We start from the raw sequence: 17722 nt of genomic DNA, 5'->3' as shown, positions 1-17722 counted from the left end.
CCGCGCCCGGCTCACATGCCGGCGCCGGTCATCGGGTCGGAACGCAAGATCGTCAGCTGGAACCTGCTGCGCCGCGTCGGCGCCACCCCGCGTGACGTGATCCACCTGATCGAGGAGGAACGGCCGGACCTGCTGCTGATGCAGGAAGCGACCGAGGATTTCGACGCCCTGCCCCATCTGATCGGCGGCTATTACGCCCGCGCGCCTCTGCCCGGGCGCATTCACGGCGTCGCATGCTGGAGCCCCGGCCCGTTCCGGCGGCCGCCGCTGGCCTGCACCCTGCCCTCCGGCCCGCTGGTGCGCCGGGTGGCGCAGGTGATCGAGTGCGCGGCCTTCGGTTTCTCGGTGGCCAATGTCCATCTGTCGCATGGCCAGATCATGAACCGCCGCCAGTTGCGCCGGCTGGTCCAGATCCTGCCGTCACACGCTGCCGTGCTGGGGGATTTCAACCTGGTCGGCCCGACCCTGATGCCGAGCTTCCGCGATGTCGGGCCGCGCGCGCCCACTCACCGGATGGTCGACATGGTGCCGATCCGCATCGACCGGTGCCTGGTGCGGGGTCTGATCTGCACCCAGGCGCGGGTGCTGAACCATTATGCCTCGGACCACCGGCCCATCGCGGTGCGGCTGGAACGCTCGGCTCACAGATAGGGCAGCAACAGCCGGGCCGCCGCATCGCGCAGGCGGACCGGCAGCGTCCGGCGGTCCAGATCGTAATGGGTCAGGCGGTCATGCCTGTGTGTGACGATGAAATCGTCGATCCGCGCCGCCAGGGAATCGTCATAGGCTTCCAGGTTGATTTCGAAATTCAGACGCAGGCTGCGCACGTCGAGGTTGGAACTGCCGACGCAGGTCCAGTGCCGGTCCACCACCATCAGCTTGGAATGATTGAAGGGCGGCCGGGCCTGCCATACGCGGCAGCCCGAATCGAGAAAGCGCGGCAGGTTGGCCGAGCGGGCCCAGTCGATCAGCGTGTGGTTGCTGCGTCGCGGCACCACGATATCGACTTCGATCCCGCGCAGGGCCGCCAGCGCCAGTTCGCTCAGGAAGCGTTCGCTGGGCAGGAAATAGGGCGTCATCAACCGCACCGACTGCCGGGCCAGCGTGATGGCCTGAAGCATGGTGTATTCGATCTTCTCCAGGTCGGAATCCGGCCCGGCCGTCACGATCCGCGCCAGCGTATCGCCCTTCCGCGTCACCTCGGGAAAGATCGAGGAAGGCGGCAGGTCTTCCCCCCAGGCAAAGGACCAGTCCCGCGCGAAGGCTTCGGTCAGTTGATGGACGATCGGGCCTTCCAGCCGGAAATGCGTATCCGCCACGGGGTGGCGGGGATGGGTCGCCATCAGGTTTTCCACCCCGATATTCAGCCCGCCCATGAAGCCCAGATGCCCGTCCACCACCAGGATCTTCTTGTGGTTGCGCATGTTGATGAAGGGCATGCGCCAGGGCAGCATCGAATGCATGAAGCGAGCTACCGGCACCCCGGCCCGGCGCAGCGCGGCCGCGACCGGGCAGCGGAAATAGCCACTGCCGATCCCGTCCACCAGCACCCGCACCGCGATCCCGCGCCGATGGGCCCCGATCAGCGCGGCCAGGAACCGCGCGCCGGCCGCATCGCCGCGAAAGATGTAGGAACAGAGCAGCACGCTGCTGGTGGCCCCCTCGATCGCCGCCAGCATCTGCGGATAGACCTGGTCGCCGTTATGCAGCATCTCGACATGGTTGCCGCCCATCAGCGGCCGGCCGGTCAGCTTGCCGACCATGTGCGCCAGCGGAGCGAAGCTGCCCTCCTCGGCGCGCTTCCAGCGCGAGGAAAGCGTGCGGCTGTGCCAGGAGGCCCGCCCGATCAGCTTGCGCGCCCGGCGATGGACGCGATTGATGCCGAACATCGCGTACAATGTGCCGCCGGTGAACGGCATCAGGATGGAAATGCCGATCCAGCCGATTGCCGCGCCGACATCCTTCTTGTGCAGCAGCACATGCACCGTCACCAGGGCCGCAACCGCAATCCGGGATAGAAACACCAGCAGAAGAACGGTTTGCCAGTACACGATCAGCATGCGTCAGTTCGATCCATGATGATGGGCGGCGGCATTGTCGAATCGGGCGTGGCGGCGCACAGTTCAAGCCGACGCGGATAGAGGGTCAGGGCGATTGATGGTGCAGCCGGAATGGGGCAAGGATCAACTCTCGGCCGGACTGCGTGCCCGAAGGCAGGTCCGTGGCGCCGCATCGCACGTACGCGGCCTTCAAGCCGAACAGGCGGCCATGGCCTGGCTGCGCCAGCGCGGGTGGACGATCCTGGGCCATCGGGCCCGTACCCGCTGGGGTGAAATTGATCTTGTCGCCCGTCAGGACGATCTGCTGGCTTTCTGCGAGGTCAAATGCCGCCCCTCCTATGTCGAGGCGGCGGAAAGCGTGACCCGGCATCAGATGCGCCGTCTGGCGAACACGGCTGCGGCGCTCTGCGCCGCCCACCCCGACTGGGTGTGCGGACAGATGCGCTTCGATGTCCTGCTGGTCACCGCCGATGGAACCGTACACCACATCGCCGACGCCTTCAGGCCGGAAGCATAGGCTTCCCGCCCATCCGCGACGGGTGGCACGAATCAGGTACGCTGGCGTCCCTTGTGGGCGGTATGCCGCGCAGGGGCAGCGGCATGGGGATGATAGACGGCATTATGAACCAGACCGCGCGAGTGGACGGTCGCATGGGCCGAATGGCGGTCGCTGATCGAGGCGAGATGAACGGCGCGCGCATCGTGGCGATAGGCGACGTGCCGGACCGGCGCGGGGATCGCGGTCAGAGCGTCGAGCGTCAGCCGCCCGGCTTCATCATTCGTCACCACATGGGCCTGTGCGGCATGAGGGGGAGCAACCAGCAGGAACATTCCGGCTCCGAGTGCGCCGAACGCGGTTTTCCTGAATAGAGCCTGGAACATCCATCACCTCACACCAACCCGATCCGGAAAAGCTAAACGAAAGGCGGGGTGGGCGACAAGAGAAAGGGCGCGGTTCCAATATAAAAAACGGGCCGGTCACGGCGACCGGCCCGTTCTTCAGATCACGATGCGCGAAAGGATCAGGCCGAGGCCGACACGATCCCCTTTTCCTCGAACAGCTTTTCCAGTTCGCCGGTCTGGAACATTTCGGTCACGATATCGCAGCCGCCGAGGAATTCGCCCTTCACATAGAGCTGCGGCACGGTCGGCCAGTTCGTGAAATCCTTGATTCCCTGGCGCAGTTCCGGGTCTTCCAGCACGTTGGCGGTCTGGAACGGCACGCCGGTGTGGTTCAGGATCTGCACCACGCGGGCCGAGAAGCCGCATTGCGGGAACAGGGCCGTCCCTTTCATGTACAGCATGACCGGGTTGGTATCGATATCGTTCTGGATGCGCTGCGCGATGGTTTCAGCCATTTGTTCAGTCCTGTGCGGTAGGCGGTCGGGGGCGACCGCATAATGGGGGCGTTTGTTCAGTCCGGGGCGTTGGTTTGAAGGGCCAGGGCGTGCAGCTTGCCGCCCATATGCCCCTGAAGCGCCGCGTAGACGATCTGATGCTGGCGAACACGCGACAATCCCCGGAAGGATTCGCTGACGACGGTGCAAGCATAATGATCGCCGTCCCCCGCCAGATCCTCGATACTGATCGAAGCATCAGGCAGGGCGGTGCGGATATAGGTTTCGATCTCCTGTGCCGTCATTGCCATCGGCGTTCCTCCTTCGCGACCAGGTCGCTCAATCGTCCATCAGGGCGGGGAAAAATGCCGAATTGACCGCTTTCATCCGCGCCTTCGATATTGTGGCGCCGCTGGGCAAAGTCAAACCGTCTCCCCCCACCTTGCCGAGGATCCGCGTTTCCACCCCGGCCGATGTCGCGGCAAGGGTAAAGGCCTCGGCGTCACGCACCGCCACAACATATCGTGACTGGTCTTCGCCGAACCAGAACGCCTCGGGCCGCATGCCCGATTGCGGGGCCAGCAGGATGCACCCGGCCTCGCCCACCATGGCCATCTCGGCCAGCGCGACCAGAACGCCGCCATCCGACACGTCATGGCACGCCAGGACATGACCGGCTTCGATCTGCTGGCGGACGAAATCGCCGTTCCGGCGCTCCGCCGCCAGGTCGATCGTGGGCGGGGCGCCGTCCTGCAGGCCATGGACCTCGCGCAGCCACAGCGACTGGCCGAGTTCCCCACGGGTGGCGCCGACCAGCACCAGCGTGCCCTCCGCCGGCATGGCCAGGCCGACAGCGCGACTGACATCGTCCAGCACGCCCAGCCCGCCGATGGCCGGCGTCGGCAGGATCGATACCGACGAGCCGTCGGGCGCGCGGGTTTCGTTGTAGAGCGAGACGTTGCCGCTCACGACCGGGAAATCCAGCGCGCGGCAGGCCTCGCCCATGCCCTCGATCGCGGCGACAAACTGCCCCATCACCTCGGGCTTTTCCGGCGATCCGAAATTCAGGTTGTCGGTCACCGCCAGTGGGCGCGCACCGGTCGCGACGATGTTGCGCCAGGCCTCGGCCACCGCCTGCGCGCCGCCCAGGCGGGCATCGGCCCGGCAATAGCGCGGCGTGCAGTCGGTGGTCAGCGCCAGGCCCAGCGACGTCCCTTCGACCTTGACGATCGCGGCGTCGGCGGCACCAGGCCGCTTGACGGTCTGGCCGCCGACGGTGCTGTCGTACTGGTTCCACACCCAGGCGCGCGAGGCCAGGTCCGGGCAGCCGATCAGCCGGATCAGCGCCTGCTCGATCCCGAGCGGATCGGTGATCGGACCCAGCGGCGTGGGCGGGAGCGCGGGCGCGGTCGGGCGGCGATAGAGCGGCGCCTGGTCGGCCAGCGGATCGAGCGGAATATCCGCCTCGACGCGCCCCTGATGGCGCACGACGATATGGCCGGTATCGGTCAGATGGCCGATGATCGCGAAATCCAGTTCCCACTTGTCGAAGATCGCGCGGGCGAGCTCGGTCTTGTCCGGATGCAGGACGATCAGCATGCGCTCCTGGCTTTCGGAGAGCATCATCTCATACGCGGTCATCCCGCGCTCGCGCTGCGGCACGGCATCGAGGTCGAGATCGATCCCCACCCCGCCCTTGCCCGCCATCTCGACCGACGACGAGGTCAGGCCGGCCGCGCCCATGTCCTGGATCGCCACGATCGCGTCGGTGGCCATCAGTTCCAGGCACGCCTCGATCAGCAGCTTCTCCACGAACGGGTCGCCGACCTGCACGGTCGGCCGCTTGGCCAGCGCGTCCTCGTCGAACTCGGACGACGACATGGTCGCGCCATGGATCCCGTCGCGGCCGGTCTTGGAGCCGACATAGACCACCGGATTGCCGATACCGGCGGCGGCGGAGAGAAAGATGCGGTCCTGGCGGGCAATACCCACCGTCATGGCATTGACCAGCGGATTGCCGTCATAGGCCGGATGGAAATTGATTTCCCCGCCCACGGTCGGCACGCCCACGCAGTTGCCGTACCCGCCGATGCCGCGCACCACGCCATCGACGATGCGACGGGTCTGCGGGTTTTCCGGGCTGCCGAACCGCAGCGCATTCAGGTTGGCCACCGGGCGCGCGCCCATGGTGAACACGTCGCGCAAAATGCCGCCCACGCCGGTCGCGGCGCCCTGATAGGGCTCGATGAACGACGGGTGATTATGGCTTTCCATCTTGAAGATGGCGGCCAGCCCCTGCCCGATATCGACCACGCCCGCGTTTTCGCCCGGCCCATGGATCACCCATGGCGCCGTGGTTGGCAGCGTGCGCAGCCAGACGCGCGAGGATTTATAGGAGCAATGTTCCGACCACATGACGGAAAAGATGCCCAGTTCGGTCATGCTGGGCGCCCGGCCCATGATCGAGAGCACATTGCCGTATTCTTCGGCCGTCAGTCCGAATTCCCGTGCCAGGGCTTCGTCGACGGGCTTCTGCCCCGTTGCGCTGCTCATCCGACCAGAGCCTCCACCAGCCCTTCGAACAGGGGCTTTCCATCTTCGCCGCCCATCAGCGGGTCCACCAGGTCTTCGGGATGCGGCATCATGCCGCAGATCCGCAGATTGGCGCTGAGCACGCCGGCAATCGCCTTGATGCTGCCATTGGGATTGGTCCGCGCGTCGCTCTCATCCACGCGCCCGTCGGGCCGCGCGTAGCGGAACGCGATGCGCCCGCTGTCTTCCAGATCGCGGATCGTCGCGTCGTCGGCGATATAATTGCCGTCGCCATGCGCCATGGGGGCGCGGAACACGTCGCCCGCCTTCCAGCGGCGGGTAAAGGGCGTATCGTCGCGCTCGACCCGCAGATGGCAATCCTGCGACAGGAAGCGCAGCGCGCCGTTGCGCAGCAGCGCCCCCGGCAGCAGCCCGGCTTCCGTCAGGATCTGAAAGCCGTTGCACACGCCCAGGATATGGCCGCCGGCCTCGGCAAAGCGGCGGATCGGGGCCATGATCGGGGCATGGGCGGCCATGGCGCCGCAGCGCAGGTAATCGCCGTAGCTGAACCCGCCGGGCAGCACCACGAGATCCAGGTCCGGCAGATCGGTTTCGCCATGCCAGATCATCACCGGCTCGCGCCCGGTCACGGTCCGCAGCGCAATCGCCATGTCACGTTCCCGGTTCGTGCCCGGAAAGACGACGATTCCGGCCTTCATTTGCCGTCACCGCAGGGATAGGCCTCATGCAGGGCGGTGAAGACCAGTTCGCCAACCGGCTTCGACAACTGGTCGGTATGGGCCCGCAGCCACGACACGGTATGGCCGCGCATCTCGGCGCTGGTCACGCCGGACTTGATGCAGAAGCCGGTCGGCGCGGTCTTGTCGCCCTCGTTGCGGTCATAGACATGCGTCAGCGCAACGGAATCGGCCAGGCCGGAGAGGTAGGCATCGCAGATCGCAACGCTCGGCGCGCGGCTGCACAGTTCCAGGAACCGCCCGCCCTGCAAATTCGAGACGCGCTGGGCCATGGCCGAGGCCGGCAGACCAGCCGCCAGGGCGGCGACCAGCAGGATGGAACGACGCGCGCTCATGCCACCACCTCGGTCACGAAATCCTCGATCACCAGGTTGGCGAGCAGGCCGCGCGCCATGGCATCGGCCTTCTCGCGCGCGGCGGCGGGGTCGGTCTCGTCAAGCTCCAACTCGATCACGCGGCCGATCCGCACCTCGCCCACGCCGCCGAAGCCCAGCACATGCAGCGCATGGCCCACGGCCTTGCCCTGCGGATCCAGCACGCCGTCCTTCAGCATGACCGTCACCCGTACTTTCATTGCATCACCTCCGGCCCCTTCATGTCGGAATTCGTGGCCTCGGGCAGGATGCCGAGCCGCCAGGCCACTTCCTGATATGCTTCCTCGACACGGCCCAGGTCGCGCCGGAAGCGGTCCTTGTCCAGCTTCTCGCTGGTCTTCGCATCCCACAGGCGGCAATTGTCGGGCGAGATCTCGTCCGCCAGGACGATGCGCATCTCGTCGCCTTCCCACAGCCGGCCGAACTCCAGCTTGAAATCGACCAGCGTGATGCCGATGCCGACGAACAGCCCGGTGAGGAAATCGTTGGTGCGCATGGTCAGCGCCACGATATCGTCCAGGTCATGGACGCTGGCCCAGTCGAAGGCCGTGATATGCTCTTCGCTGACCATCGGGTCGTTCAGGCTGTCATTCTTGTAATAATATTCGATGATCGTGCGCGGCAGGCGCGTACCCTCGGGAATGCCCAGCCGCTTGGCCAGGCTGCCGGCGGCGACATTGCGCACCACGACTTCCAGCGGAATGATCTCGACCTCGCGGATCAACTGCTCGCGCATGTTCAGGCGGCGGATGAAATGGGTCGGGATGCCGATATCGTGCAGGCGCAGCATCAGATGTTCGCTGATGCGGTTGTTCAGCACGCCCTTGCCGGTGATGATCCCCTTCTTCGCCCCGTTTCCGGCCGTGGCATCATCCTTGAAATACTGGACCAGCGTCCCGGGTTCCGGACCCTCGAAGAGGATCTTGGCTTTTCCTTCGTAGAGCTGACGACGGCGGGCCATACTCGTCCTTCATGCGGCTGATGGAGGGCATGGGCTGCATGCCGTCCGATATGGGAGCCCCCTCAGGGCCCCGGAATGCGACTGCCTCATAGCAATGATTGATCGCGGAAGATACTATTCCCTTGACGGCGCGCCACGGCGGCACCGCCGGTCGCTCAGGCGGCGGAAAGATCCACCGCCGCATAGCCCACGCGGTCCGGCGCGCCGGCGGCGAAATACCAGGACGGTGTGGTGGCCGGATCGGCCGGCAGGCCGATGACCGATGAGCTGCATGTGCCAAATCCCGCGCGCGGCGGAATGTTCAGCTCGCTGCCGGCCGGCAGCGAGCGGTCGGAGAGCAGTCGCGTCCAGTTGGTCCAGTCCGGCGGCACCGGGCGCCCGGCCTCGCGGAAACGCGGCAGGTGCCGCCCGATCCGCGGGATCGACATATCGTCGGGCTCGGTCGTGGCCGCCATGTGCGTGCCGGGTTCCAGCACCCTGATCTCCGGCGTGGCATAGCCGAGACCGGAGATGAAATAGGCACCGGTGCGGTCGGCCACCATCATGTTGAACGATCGCCATGCCCCGGCATCCAGATTGCCGATGGCCCGCACGGCCTCGGCCGCCGTGGCATGTTCCAGCGCCAGCAGGGGCAGCTCGCCGCGCGAACGCTTGCCCGGTGCCGGGCCCAGGCTGCCCACGCGATTCATCACGCCGGCGACGACGCCCGCATCGTTCAGGGCCAGCCACGACCCGCCGGCCAGCCTGTCCCGTCCGCCGACCACCGTGGGCCGATCCGGCCAGTGGCGGCCGGGCGCGTCCCAGGTACGATCCAGCCGTTCGTCACGGTTGGCGCCGAACAGCAGGGGCCAGGCGGCGCCAGGGGCAAAGGACAGGACGATCGTACACATACGGGCTCTGGCTGCTCCTCTGCCTCAGCCGGCGCGGGCCGGGCCGGCCTCGCCGAAGACGCGGGTAAAGCTGTGATCCAGCGCACCCAGATGGGAATCGCTGTTCATCGCCGCATCCAGCACCTCGGCAGGCACGCGGCCCGCCACCTCGGGGTCGGCATCCAGGTTCTCGCGGAAGGTGCGGCCATCGGGCTCGCCCAGCCGGGTCCAGGTCGCCATGGCATTGCGCTGGACGATCCGGTAGGCGTCCTCGCGCAGGATGCCGGCCCGCGCCAGTGCCAGCAGCACTTCGCCGGAATGCACGACGCCGCCCAGGCTCTCCAGGTTGGCCATCATGCGATCCGGATAGATCACCAGCTTTTCCATCATGCCAGCCAGGCGGGCCAGCGCGAAATCCAGCCCGATCGTGCCGTCGGGGCAGATATTGCGCTCGACCGACGAATGGCTGATATCGCGCTCGTGCCACAGCGCCACATTCTCCAGCGCCGGGATGACATGGGCACGCACCAGCCGCGCCAGGCCGGTCAGGTTTTCCGACAGCACCGGGTTGCGCTTGTGCGGCATCGCCGACGAGCCCTTCTGGCCCGGATGGAAGAATTCCTCGGCCTCGCGCACTTCCGAACGCTGGAGATGGCGCACTTCGATCGCCAGCCGCTCGATACCGCTGGCGATGACCGCAAGCGCGCAGAAATAGGCGGCATGACGGTCGCGGGGGATCACCTGGGTCGAAACACCTTCGGGCTCCAGCCCCAGCTTCTCGGCCACGAAGGTCTCGACGCGCGGATCGACATGGGCATAGGTGCCCACCGCGCCGGAAATGGCGCAGGTGGCGATTTCGGCGCGGGCACGCACCAGCCGCTCGCGATTGCGGGCGAATTCGGCGTAATGGCCCGCCAGCTTCAGGCCGAACGAGGTCGGCTCGGCATGGATCGCGTGGCTGCGCCCGATGGTCAGCGTGTATTTATGCTCGAACGCCCGGCGTTTCAGCGCCTCCAGCACCGCGTCCAGATCCGCCAGCAGCATATCGGTCGCCTGGACCAGTTGCACCGACAGGCAGGTATCCAGCACGTCCGACGACGTCATGCCCAGATGCACGAAGCGGCTTTCCGGGCCGATCTTCTCGGCCAGCCAGGTCAGGAAGGCGATGACGTCGTGGCGCGTCTCGGCCTCGATCTCGTCGATGCGGTCCAGGTCTGCCTGCGAGAACGCGGCCATCGCGGCATCGCCCTTCTCGCGCACCACGCGCGCGGCCTCGGCCGGCACGCCGCCATACTGCGCCATGGCTTCGCATGCCAGAGCCTCGATTTCGAACCAGATCCGGTACCGGTTCTCGGGGGCCCAGATGGCGGCCATGGCGGGACGGGTATAACGCGGAACCATCGTGCTCGGCTTTCTCTCTTCGACCGGATACCGCTCAGCGGCATCGTCACGTCATGCGGCAATCCCGGGGCCAGTCGGCGATCTGCTCCGGGGACGGGGCTGCCCCTTTAGCCGATTTCCCGCGCCGCGTCTTCCTTGGAAAGCGGGAGGGTCTTGCCCGGTTGCAACGGGAATGGTCAACATCATGCGGCATCGGCCGACAAACCGGCCGCCGGATCATTCTCTTATCGGGAGCGAGACCATCCTCACCCTATCCGCGCTGGCCTCGCTGTTGCAGGTCATTCTGATCGACCTGACCCTGGCCGGCGACAATGCCGTGGTGATCGGCCTGGCCGTGCGCGGCCTGCCGCATCCCTTGCGGGGGCGTGCCATCCTGGCCGGCGTTGCGGCGGCGGCGGTGATTCGCGTCGGCCTGGCGATCGTCGCCGTCCAGTTGCTGGCCATCATCGGCCTGACCCTGGCCGGCGGCATTCTCCTGCTGTGGGTCTGCTGGCGCATGTTCCGCGAGCTGCGCCACCAGGAGGCACCCGCGGCCTCGGACGAGGCGCCGCCCGGTGCCCTGCGCGCCGCCATCATCCGCATCATCGTCGCCGACCTGTCGATGAGCCTGGATAACGTGCTGGCCGTCGCCGGCGCGGCGGGCGAGCATATCTGGGTGCTGATCTCCGGCCTGGCGGTCTCGGTCCTGATGATGGCCCTCGCGGCCTCGCTGATCGCGCGACTGCTGGAACGGTTCCGCTGGATCGCCTGGATCGGGCTGCTGATCGTGCTGGGCGTGGCGATCGAACTGATCATCAAGGGCGGCGGCGAAATCTGGCATGTCGTGTCATGATGGCGCGCCACGCCTGCTGACATGAGGCCCGCCATGCCGCCGTTCGCCATGCCACCCGCCCCGCGCCGCGCCCCGTCGCGCTCCACGGGCGGTCTTGCGCGCATGGCGGGCATCGCGGCGTGGGCCCTCCTTGCCTGCCTGCCTCTCCCCGCTGCTGCCCGCGACATCGCCAGCGACATGGCCGCGGCACCCAGCCTGTCGCCGGCCTCGGGCGATGTGACGGCGCGGGTCGAAACCTATCTGCATCTGCTCTCCCCCGAAGGCGGAAGCATCGACGCGTATCTGGCCTTCCTCGACCAGCAGCCGGCATGGCCGCGCCGCGCGGTGATGCTGGCCCGCGTCCAGAACCTGATGGCACAGGCCCCCGCCGATGACAGCTTCCTGGCACGGGCCTGCGCCACGCTCTCCCTCACCTCCGCCCCCGCCCTGCTGGCCTGCGCCCGACTGGCGGCTCCACCGCCCGGCCTGCTGGCCCACGCCCGACAGGCCTGGATCGCGGGAATAGACCGGGCGGCCGATGAAGGCCCATTTCTGGCGGTATTCGGCCCCGCTCTGACGGCGGACGACCAGTGGCACCGGTTCAACCGCCAGGAACTGGACGGCCATTCCGATGCTGCCCGCCGGCAGGCTGCTCGCCTGCCCCCGGCGCGTCGTGCGCTGGCGCTGGCCCGACTTGCCCTGCGAACAGCCCGGCCCGACTCCGGAGCGGCCGCCGGACTGTCCGCGCTGGCCACAGTACCGCCTTCGCTCGCCGACGACCCGATCCTGATGCTGGACCGGCTGCGCTGGCTGCGGCGGACGGGACAGCTCGACGAGGCTGCCGCCCTCTGGCCGCAATCCGGCCTCGCGGCGGAACGGCGCCAGCCCCTGCCCGCCTTCTGGAGCGAGCGGGACTCGCTGGCGCACGAAATGCTGCTGGCCGGCCGCGATCAGGAGGCACTGGCCCTGGCGGCCACGACCAGCGACATGAGCCAGACCGCCCGGAACGATGCCGATTTCCTGGCCGGCTGGCTCCTGCTGCGTCGCCTGCACGACCCGAAACAGGCCGCCGACCGGTTCCGATCGCTCTGCGCCTCCCGCGCGCTGATCACGCGCAGTCGCGGCCTGTACTGGACCGGCCGCGCGCTGGAGGAAGCCGGTGACGGCGCGGGCGCGCGCAAGACATGGCAACAGGCCGCCGCCATGCCCGGAACCTTCTACGGCCAGATGGCATTGTCCCGGCTGGATGGAGATGCCGCCAGCCCCCTGCTGTTTCCCGAACGCTCCGGCGCGCTGGTCCGCGACCGGCTGGGAAGCGTGCCCATGCCGGCCTGGAGCAACGATGACATGCACCGGTTCGAGGCCAGCGATCTGGTGCAGGCGGCCCGGCTTCTGGCCGCGCGAGGCGACCTGCCCCATGCGCGAGACTTCGTGCTGTTGCAGGATTCGCGGCAGGACAACGCCGCCGGCCACGCCCTCGCCGCGATGCTCGCGGTGCGGCTGGGCATGCCCGACGTGGCGGTGGCGATTACCCGCCGCGCGGGCCGTGACGGAATCGCGCTGCTGCCGCTGGGCTGGCCGACACCATTCCGGGCCGCCATCGAAGAAGGCTTGCCCAGCGGCTTCGTCATGGCGGTGATCCGCCAGGAAAGCAGCTTCGATCCCGGCATCGTCAGCCCGGCCGGGGCCTATGGGCTGATGCAGCTTCTGCCGGGCGCGGCACGCGACGTGTCGCGGTGGGCGGGGCTGGCGACCGGCACGTTGACGGGTGCCAGCCTCACCGACCCGACGCTGAACATGCGAATCGGCACGGCCTATCTCTCCCGGCTGATGCACAAGTTCGACGGCGCAATTCCCTATGTCCTGGCGGCCTATAATGCCGGGCCGCACCGCACCGACCAGTGGCTGGCCTCGGTCGGCGATCCGGCGCATGCCGACCCCACGCCCACGGCCATGCTCGACTGGATCGAGAGCATTCCGTTTGCCGAAACCCGCAGCTATATCCAGCGCGTGGAGGAAAACCTGGCCGTCTATCAGGCCCTGGCCTCCGAATCCGGATCGGAGGCGCCTCCATGACCCCTGCCCGCCTTGTCGCCAGTTTCGGCGGCTGCGGTTTTTCGCCCGTCGCTCCCGGGACAGTCGGCTCCCTGGCAGCCCTTGTCCTCGGCCTGCTGTTCCTGCCCCACCCGTTCGTCATGGGTGTGGCGATCCTGCTCTGCTGTGCGATCGGCTACGTGGCCACGGCACGGGTCAGCGATGGCGAGGACCATCAGTGGATCGTGATCGACGAAGTCGCGGGCATGTGGATCGCGATGTTTCCCCTGGCGTTCGATCCCATGCCGGTGGACCCGCTCTGGCTCGACCGGCTCGATATCCTGTGGCTGCTGCTGGCTTTCGCGCTGTTCAGGCTGTTCGACATCACTAAGCCCGGCCCTGTCGGCTGGTTCGACCGGCGGCATGATGCGATCGGCATCATGGGCGACGATATCGTGGCTGGCGTGATCGCGGCCTTGATTCTCATGGCCGCGCGAATGCTGATCGTCATGGCCTGAAATCCTGGTGGGGTGCCTTGTGACGTCCATGCTGAACGAAACCGTACTGGCCCGCGCGGCCGATGTGCTGGAGCGGATGCGCGGAGCGGGCGTAAGGGCCGTCACCGCTGAAAGTTGCACCGGCGGACTGGTCGCCGCCGCGCTGACCCACCACGCCGGATCATCCGAGATGGTCGAGGGTGGATTCGTTACCTATTCGAACGCGATGAAGACCGCGCTGCTGGGCGTTCCGTCGGCGCTGCTGGCCCGCCACGGGGCGGTCAGCGCCGAAGTCGCGGCCTCCATGGCGCGGGGCGCGCTGGCCCACGCGCCGGATGCCGATCTCGCGGTCTCCATTACCGGCATTGCCGGCCCCGGCGGCGGTTCGGCGGAAAAACCGGTCGGTCTGGTCTGGTTCGGGGCCATTCGCCGCGACGGTGAAGGTAGCACCGTTTCCCGCCACTTCACCGGCGATCGGGAAACCGTCCGCCGGCAGGCCGTCGAACAGGCGCTGGACCTGCTGGCAGAGCTGACCGACGCCACATGAAAATCCCTCCGGCCCGGCCTGCATGGCCGGGCCGGAGGGCCTGTCCGGATTGCCGGGTTTACTGCGGCGAACTCTCCGGCATCGGGGGCGCCGAAGGCATGGGCGGCGCGACGGTCCCGGTTCCCGCCGGAACGGTCGCAGTGGGTTCGGTGGGCATCGACATCGTGGGCGCCATCGGAACGGTGCCGGACGGAACGGCACCAGGTGGGACCGACGCCTCGGGCGGCGGCGGATTGCCGGCGCGGGCGGTGGCGAGGCTCCTGGCGTTCAGGTCTTCGGTCGTGGGCGAGCCCGTAGCCGCTTCCTGATGGTCTTTATGGTGATGATGATGGTGGTGGTACGGTTCCGCGAGGACCGGCGTACCGACAACCAGGGCTGCGGCGACAATCATCGGACCGAAAGACAATTTCATCACGATCGTTCCTCCAAGGGCTGGAACGCGCCCGCATCCGGGCACGCGGCGTCATGACGGCCGGGGCCATCATCCACCTTGCGCAATGCCAACGTCCCTCAGGCGCCTCCGGTTCCGGCAGGCTGCGCATTCGTGGGCTGCGCCAATGTCTTGTCGGTCGCGGGCGGCGGCCCGTAGATATCGCGCGCCCGCCGGATGAAGGCCGAGACCATCAGGCGGACGGCCTCGTTGAACACCACCCCGATCGCGGCCTGGAGCAGGCGCGAGCGAAATTCGAAATCGACGAAGAAATCGACCAGGCAGCCGCGCGGGTCCGGTGTGAAGGTCCAGACATTGTTCAGGTAGCGGAACGGCCCTCTTTCATAGCGGACGCGGATGCGGGTGGGATGTTCGAGGTCCACGCGGCTGGTGAAGGTCTCGCGGAACGGGCCGAAACCGATCGTCAGGTCGGCCACCAGTTCGGTCGCGGTGCGGGTGCGCACGCGGGCGGCGGCGCACCAGGGCAGGAACTGCGGATATTTGCCGACATCGGCCACCAGGTCGAACAACTGCTCCGGCGCATAGGCAATCAGGCGACGTTCCGCATGCGTCGGCATCAGACGCTCTCCGCCCCGCTGCGCACTGCCGCCAGCTTCGCCTCGCGCGCCGCGCGCAGTTCGGCGAAGTCGGAATCGGCATGGTAGGACGACCGGGTCAGCGGCGAGGCGCTGACTTGCAGGAACCCCTTGGCCCGCGCCATCGCTGCATAATCGGCGAATTCGTCGGGCGTGACGAAGTGCCTGACCGGCGCATGCTTCACCGTCGGCTGAAGATACTGGCCCAGCGTGATGAAATCGACATCCGCCACCCGCAAATCGTCCATCACCTGCAGGATCTCGGGCCGTTCCTCGCCCAGCCCGACCATCAGGCCGGATTTGGTGAAGATCGACGGATCATGGCGCTTCACGTCATCCAGCAGCCGCAGCGACTGATAATAGCGCGCGCCGGGGCGGATGGAGGTGTACAGGCGCGGCACGGTTTCCAGATTATGGTTGAACACGTCCGGGCGCGCCGCCACGACCACTTCCAGCGACGCCGGCTTGCGCAGGAAATCCGGGGTCAGGATCTCGATCGTGGTGGTGGGCGACGCCGCGCGCACCGCGCCGATGACGCGGGCGAAATGCGCCGCCCCGCCATCGGGCAGATCGTCGCGATCGACCGAGGTGATGACGACATGGCGCAGGCCCAGCTTGGCCACGGCCTCGCCCACGCGCTCCGGCTCGCCGTCATCCAGTGGGTTGGGCATCCCGGTGGTAACGTTGCAGAAGGCACAGGCGCGGGTGCAGATCTCGCCCATGATCATCATGGTGGCGTGACGCTGCGACCAGCATTCGCCGATATTCGGGCACGCCGCTTCCTCGCACACCGTCACCAGCTTCTGCTCGCGCATCAGCGCGCGCGTCTCGTGGTAGACCGGGTGATTGGGCGCCTTGACGCGGATCCAGTCCGGCTTGCGGGCGATGGGGTTGTCCGGCCGATGCGCCTTCTCGGGATGACGGAGCAGCGCACCGCCTTTTCTATGGTCGATCACCACGCGCGTGGACATAAGGCAGAACCCATAAAGCAGACAGACAGCCAGAAGTGGAACGTCGCGGGGAGCGCGTCAAGCAAACATCCCCCCTCCCCGCGCCCCGGCGATCAAAAGCTCAGGAGCACCCTCCTGGCCTCACCATTCAAATGTGCAGCGCCCCGTCATAGGCCGCCAGCACCGCCTCGTGCATCGCTTCCGAGATGGTGGGATGCGGGAAGACGGTTTCCTTCAGTTCCGCGTCGGTCAGTTCCGAGGTGCGGGCGATGACGTAGCCCTGGATCATTTCCGTCACCTCGGCACCGATCATATGCGCGCCCAGCAACTCGCCGGTCTCGGCATCGAACACCGTCTTGACCAGCCCCTCGGGCTCGCCCATCGCAATCGCCTTGCCATTGCCGATGAACGGGAAGCGGCCGACGCGCACCTTGTGCCCCGCTTCTTTGGCCTTGGCCTCGGTCATCCCGACCGAGGCGATCTGCGGCCGGCAATAGGTGCAGCCGGGAATGTTCAGCGGGTCGATCGGGTGGACGTGCCGCCCGGCGATGGCCTCCACGCACATCACGCCCTCATGGCTGGCCTTGTGCGCCAGCCAGGGCGGCCCGGCCAGGTCGCCGATGGCATAGATGCCCGGCTCGCCGGTGAAGCATTTCGCATCGACCTTCACATGCGTCCGGTCGACGGTAACAGCGGTGCCTTCCAGGCCGAGCTTCTCGACATTGCCCACGATGCCCACGGCCGAAATCACGCGGTCCACGGTAATGGCGTGCGTCTTGCCGCCGGCTTCGACCGACAGGCTCACGTTATTGACGCCCTTGGTGATCGGGCCGATCCTGGCACCCGTCAGGATGGTCATGCCCTGCTTGACGAACGCCTTGTGCGCCAGCGCGCTGATTTCCTCGTCCTCGACCGGCAGGATGCGGTCCAGCACTTCGACCACCGTCACTTCGGCGCCCATGTTGCGGTAGAACGAGGCAAACTCGATGCCGATCGCGCCGGAACCGATCACCAGCAGCGATTTGGGCATTTCGGTCGGCACCATCGCCTCGCGATAGGACCAGATCAGCTTGCCGTCAGGCTCCAGCCCCGGCAGCACGCGGGCCCGCGCGCCGGTCGCCAGGATGATGTTCTTCGCGCTCAGCGTCGCCACAGGCTTGCCGTCCTTGGTCACGGACAGCAGGCGGCGGCTGCCGTCCTTGCCTGCCAGCGCCCCGAACCCGTCGAAGACCGTGACCTTGTTCTTCTTCAGCAGATGGCCGACGCCGGAGGAAAGCTGGCCGGCAACCTGGCGCGAGCGCTTGACCACTTTCTGCAGGTCGAACCGCACGTTATCGGCGGCGAAGCCGAACTCGCCCAGATGGTGCAGCAGATGATTGATCTCGGACGCGCGCAGCAGCGCCTTGGTCGGGATGCAGCCCCAGTTGAGGCAGATGCCGCCCAGATGATTGGCCTCGACCACGGCGGCCTTCAGCCCAAGCTGGGCGGCGCGGATCGCGGCGACATACCCGCCGGGACCGCCGCCGACGACGACGAGATCGAATTCTGTCTTGTTCATTGATGTA

At 67.1% G+C, this 17722-nt stretch carries 21 protein-coding genes; 6 read left to right on the top strand and 15 right to left on the bottom strand.

Features of this window, described 5'->3' with window-relative positions; all coding sequences use genetic code 11:
- Positions 1 to 15 precede the first annotated feature (15 nt).
- Positions 16 to 651 (top strand): endonuclease/exonuclease/phosphatase family protein, encoded by a 636-nt coding sequence (locus tag ACMAUO_RS02065; protein WP_245949069.1) that lies wholly within the window; start codon positions 16 to 18, stop codon positions 649 to 651.
- Here ACMAUO_RS02065 and cls read toward each other — a convergent pair.
- Positions 642 to 2060 (bottom strand): cardiolipin synthase, encoded by a 1419-nt coding sequence (gene cls / locus ACMAUO_RS02060; protein ID WP_420355336.1) that lies wholly within the window; start codon positions 2058 to 2060, stop codon positions 642 to 644. The genes ACMAUO_RS02065 and cls overlap by 10 nt on opposite strands.
- Positions 2061 to 2157: 97 nt before the next feature.
- Here cls and ACMAUO_RS02055 point away from each other — a divergent pair, with 97 nt between their 5' ends.
- Entirely contained in the window at positions 2158 to 2577 is a 420-nt protein-coding gene (locus ACMAUO_RS02055; RefSeq protein ID WP_420355335.1) for a YraN family protein, read from the top strand.
- A gap of 32 nt (positions 2578 to 2609) precedes the next feature.
- Here ACMAUO_RS02055 and ACMAUO_RS02050 read toward each other — a convergent pair whose 3' ends face one another.
- The 10 genes from ACMAUO_RS02050 to purB form a co-directional block, all read right to left on the bottom strand.
- Positions 2610 to 2891, bottom strand: coding sequence for a hypothetical protein (locus tag ACMAUO_RS02050; protein WP_420355334.1), 282 nt, complete (start codon positions 2889 to 2891; stop codon positions 2610 to 2612).
- A gap of 191 nt (positions 2892 to 3082) precedes the next feature.
- On the bottom strand, positions 3083 to 3418 hold the full coding sequence (grxD, locus tag ACMAUO_RS02045) for a Grx4 family monothiol glutaredoxin (RefSeq protein WP_420355333.1): 336 nt from the start codon (positions 3416 to 3418) through the stop codon (positions 3083 to 3085).
- Between the two features lie 56 nt (positions 3419 to 3474).
- Complete coding sequence (locus ACMAUO_RS02040) at positions 3475 to 3708, bottom strand: BolA family protein (RefSeq protein ID WP_420355332.1); 234 nt, start codon at positions 3706 to 3708, stop codon at positions 3475 to 3477.
- Positions 3709 to 3736: 28 nt separating this feature from the next.
- Positions 3737 to 5950, bottom strand: coding sequence for a phosphoribosylformylglycinamidine synthase subunit PurL (purL, locus tag ACMAUO_RS02035; protein ID WP_420355331.1), 2214 nt, complete (start codon positions 5948 to 5950; stop codon positions 3737 to 3739).
- Positions 5947 to 6648, bottom strand: coding sequence for a phosphoribosylformylglycinamidine synthase subunit PurQ (gene purQ / locus ACMAUO_RS02030; protein WP_420355330.1), 702 nt, complete (start codon positions 6646 to 6648; stop codon positions 5947 to 5949). Before purQ ends, purL begins: the two co-directional genes overlap by 4 nt.
- On the bottom strand, positions 6645 to 7022 hold the full coding sequence (locus ACMAUO_RS02025) for a Rap1a/Tai family immunity protein (protein ID WP_420355329.1): 378 nt from the start codon (positions 7020 to 7022) through the stop codon (positions 6645 to 6647). The genes purQ and ACMAUO_RS02025 overlap by 4 nt, the downstream gene beginning before the upstream one ends.
- Positions 7019 to 7261 carry a phosphoribosylformylglycinamidine synthase subunit PurS gene (gene purS / locus ACMAUO_RS02020; protein WP_114728364.1) on the bottom strand — a complete coding sequence of 81 codons (243 nt, stop codon included), beginning with the start codon at positions 7259 to 7261 and terminating at the stop codon, positions 7019 to 7021. Before purS ends, ACMAUO_RS02025 begins: the two co-directional genes overlap by 4 nt.
- The gene (gene purC / locus ACMAUO_RS02015) at positions 7258 to 8022 is read right to left on the bottom strand and encodes a phosphoribosylaminoimidazolesuccinocarboxamide synthase (protein WP_420355328.1); all 765 of its coding nucleotides are present in this window, start codon (positions 8020 to 8022) and stop codon (positions 7258 to 7260) included. Before purC ends, purS begins: the two co-directional genes overlap by 4 nt.
- A gap of 155 nt (positions 8023 to 8177) precedes the next feature.
- Complete coding sequence (locus tag ACMAUO_RS02010; RefSeq protein ID WP_420355327.1) at positions 8178 to 8912, bottom strand: NRDE family protein; 735 nt, start codon at positions 8910 to 8912, stop codon at positions 8178 to 8180.
- Between the two features lie 24 nt (positions 8913 to 8936).
- Positions 8937 to 10292 carry an adenylosuccinate lyase gene (gene purB, locus ACMAUO_RS02005; RefSeq protein ID WP_420355326.1) on the bottom strand — a complete coding sequence of 452 codons (1356 nt, stop codon included), beginning with the start codon at positions 10290 to 10292 and terminating at the stop codon, positions 8937 to 8939.
- A 184-nt stretch (positions 10293 to 10476) separates the two neighbouring features.
- On the opposite strand from purB, the gene ACMAUO_RS02000 reads away from it, so the two are divergent.
- The 4 genes from ACMAUO_RS02000 to ACMAUO_RS01985 are packed head-to-tail and all read left to right on the top strand — an operon-like array spanning position 10477 to position 14181.
- Positions 10477 to 11124 carry a YjbE family putative metal transport protein gene (locus ACMAUO_RS02000; RefSeq protein WP_420355325.1) on the top strand — a complete coding sequence of 216 codons (648 nt, stop codon included), beginning with the start codon at positions 10477 to 10479 and terminating at the stop codon, positions 11122 to 11124.
- Between the two features lie 33 nt (positions 11125 to 11157).
- Positions 11158 to 13179: a lytic transglycosylase domain-containing protein gene (locus ACMAUO_RS01995; RefSeq protein ID WP_420355324.1), complete on the top strand. Its 2022-nt coding sequence runs from the start codon at positions 11158 to 11160 to the stop codon at positions 13177 to 13179.
- A complete protein-coding gene (locus tag ACMAUO_RS01990) occupies positions 13176 to 13655 on the top strand; it encodes a phosphatidylglycerophosphatase A family protein (RefSeq protein ID WP_420355323.1) in 480 nt (159 codons plus the stop codon). The genes ACMAUO_RS01995 and ACMAUO_RS01990 overlap by 4 nt, the downstream gene beginning before the upstream one ends.
- Before the next feature lie 28 nt (positions 13656 to 13683).
- On the top strand, positions 13684 to 14181 hold the full coding sequence (locus tag ACMAUO_RS01985) for a CinA family protein (protein ID WP_420355322.1): 498 nt from the start codon (positions 13684 to 13686) through the stop codon (positions 14179 to 14181).
- 58 nt (positions 14182 to 14239) lie between these two features.
- Here ACMAUO_RS01985 and ACMAUO_RS01980 read toward each other — a convergent pair whose 3' ends face one another.
- The 4 genes from ACMAUO_RS01980 to lpdA all read right to left on the bottom strand — a co-directional run bounded on the left by ACMAUO_RS01980 (position 14240) and on the right by lpdA (position 17715).
- A complete protein-coding gene (locus ACMAUO_RS01980) occupies positions 14240 to 14593 on the bottom strand; it encodes a hypothetical protein (RefSeq protein ID WP_420355321.1) in 354 nt (117 codons plus the stop codon).
- 98 nt (positions 14594 to 14691) lie between these two features.
- Positions 14692 to 15189 (bottom strand): type II toxin-antitoxin system RatA family toxin, encoded by a 498-nt coding sequence (locus ACMAUO_RS01975; protein WP_420355320.1) that lies wholly within the window; start codon positions 15187 to 15189, stop codon positions 14692 to 14694.
- The gene (lipA, locus tag ACMAUO_RS01970; RefSeq protein ID WP_420355319.1) at positions 15189 to 16178 is read right to left on the bottom strand and encodes a lipoyl synthase; all 990 of its coding nucleotides are present in this window, start codon (positions 16176 to 16178) and stop codon (positions 15189 to 15191) included. The genes ACMAUO_RS01975 and lipA overlap by 1 nt, the downstream gene beginning before the upstream one ends.
- A 127-nt stretch (positions 16179 to 16305) precedes the next feature.
- Entirely contained in the window at positions 16306 to 17715 is a 1410-nt protein-coding gene (gene lpdA, locus ACMAUO_RS01965; protein ID WP_420355318.1) for a dihydrolipoyl dehydrogenase, read from the bottom strand.
- Between the last annotated feature and the right edge of the window lie 7 nt (positions 17716 to 17722).

It is taken from the genome of Gluconacetobacter brunescens, from assembly GCF_048695475.1.
GTDB lineage: Bacteria > Pseudomonadota > Alphaproteobacteria > Acetobacterales > Acetobacteraceae > Gluconacetobacter.
Note: the sequence above shows the minus strand (reverse complement) of the source record. Positions and strands in the feature narration are given on the sequence as shown.

What these genes read in the sequence shown, in the direction of transcription:
- ACMAUO_RS01980 (WP_420355321.1), bottom strand. Translation starts at nt 14,593, where the DNA reads ATGAAATTGTCTTTCGGTCCGATGATTGTCGCCGCAGCCCTGGTTGTC.
- ACMAUO_RS01990 (WP_420355323.1), top strand. Translation starts at nt 13,176, where the DNA reads ATGACCCCTGCCCGCCTTGTCGCCAGTTTCGGCGGCTGCGGTTTTTCG.
- purQ (WP_420355330.1), bottom strand. Translation starts at nt 6,648, where the DNA reads ATGAAGGCCGGAATCGTCGTCTTTCCGGGCACGAACCGGGAACGTGAC.
- purB (WP_420355326.1), bottom strand. Translation starts at nt 10,292, where the DNA reads ATGGTTCCGCGTTATACCCGTCCCGCCATGGCCGCCATCTGGGCCCCC.
- ACMAUO_RS02025 (WP_420355329.1), bottom strand. Translation starts at nt 7,022, where the DNA reads ATGAGCGCGCGTCGTTCCATCCTGCTGGTCGCCGCCCTGGCGGCTGGT.
- ACMAUO_RS02065 (WP_245949069.1), top strand. Translation starts at nt 16, where the DNA reads ATGCCGGCGCCGGTCATCGGGTCGGAACGCAAGATCGTCAGCTGGAAC.
- ACMAUO_RS01985 (WP_420355322.1), top strand. Translation starts at nt 13,684, where the DNA reads ATGCTGAACGAAACCGTACTGGCCCGCGCGGCCGATGTGCTGGAGCGG.
- cls (WP_420355336.1), bottom strand. Translation starts at nt 2,060, where the DNA reads ATGCTGATCGTGTACTGGCAAACCGTTCTTCTGCTGGTGTTTCTATCC.
- lpdA (WP_420355318.1), bottom strand. Translation starts at nt 17,715, where the DNA reads ATGAACAAGACAGAATTCGATCTCGTCGTCGTCGGCGGCGGTCCCGGC.
- ACMAUO_RS01995 (WP_420355324.1), top strand. Translation starts at nt 11,158, where the DNA reads ATGCCGCCGTTCGCCATGCCACCCGCCCCGCGCCGCGCCCCGTCGCGC.
- ACMAUO_RS02040 (WP_420355332.1), bottom strand. Translation starts at nt 3,708, where the DNA reads ATGGCAATGACGGCACAGGAGATCGAAACCTATATCCGCACCGCCCTG.
- ACMAUO_RS02055 (WP_420355335.1), top strand. Translation starts at nt 2,158, where the DNA reads ATGGTGCAGCCGGAATGGGGCAAGGATCAACTCTCGGCCGGACTGCGT.
- purS (WP_114728364.1), bottom strand. Translation starts at nt 7,261, where the DNA reads ATGAAAGTACGGGTGACGGTCATGCTGAAGGACGGCGTGCTGGATCCG.
- ACMAUO_RS02010 (WP_420355327.1), bottom strand. Translation starts at nt 8,912, where the DNA reads ATGTGTACGATCGTCCTGTCCTTTGCCCCTGGCGCCGCCTGGCCCCTG.
- ACMAUO_RS01975 (WP_420355320.1), bottom strand. Translation starts at nt 15,189, where the DNA reads ATGCCGACGCATGCGGAACGTCGCCTGATTGCCTATGCGCCGGAGCAG.
- purC (WP_420355328.1), bottom strand. Translation starts at nt 8,022, where the DNA reads ATGGCCCGCCGTCGTCAGCTCTACGAAGGAAAAGCCAAGATCCTCTTC.
- grxD (WP_420355333.1), bottom strand. Translation starts at nt 3,418, where the DNA reads ATGGCTGAAACCATCGCGCAGCGCATCCAGAACGATATCGATACCAAC.
- purL (WP_420355331.1), bottom strand. Translation starts at nt 5,950, where the DNA reads ATGAGCAGCGCAACGGGGCAGAAGCCCGTCGACGAAGCCCTGGCACGG.
- ACMAUO_RS02000 (WP_420355325.1), top strand. Translation starts at nt 10,477, where the DNA reads ATGCGGCATCGGCCGACAAACCGGCCGCCGGATCATTCTCTTATCGGG.
- lipA (WP_420355319.1), bottom strand. Translation starts at nt 16,178, where the DNA reads ATGTCCACGCGCGTGGTGATCGACCATAGAAAAGGCGGTGCGCTGCTC.
- ACMAUO_RS02050 (WP_420355334.1), bottom strand. Translation starts at nt 2,891, where the DNA reads ATGTTCCTGCTGGTTGCTCCCCCTCATGCCGCACAGGCCCATGTGGTG.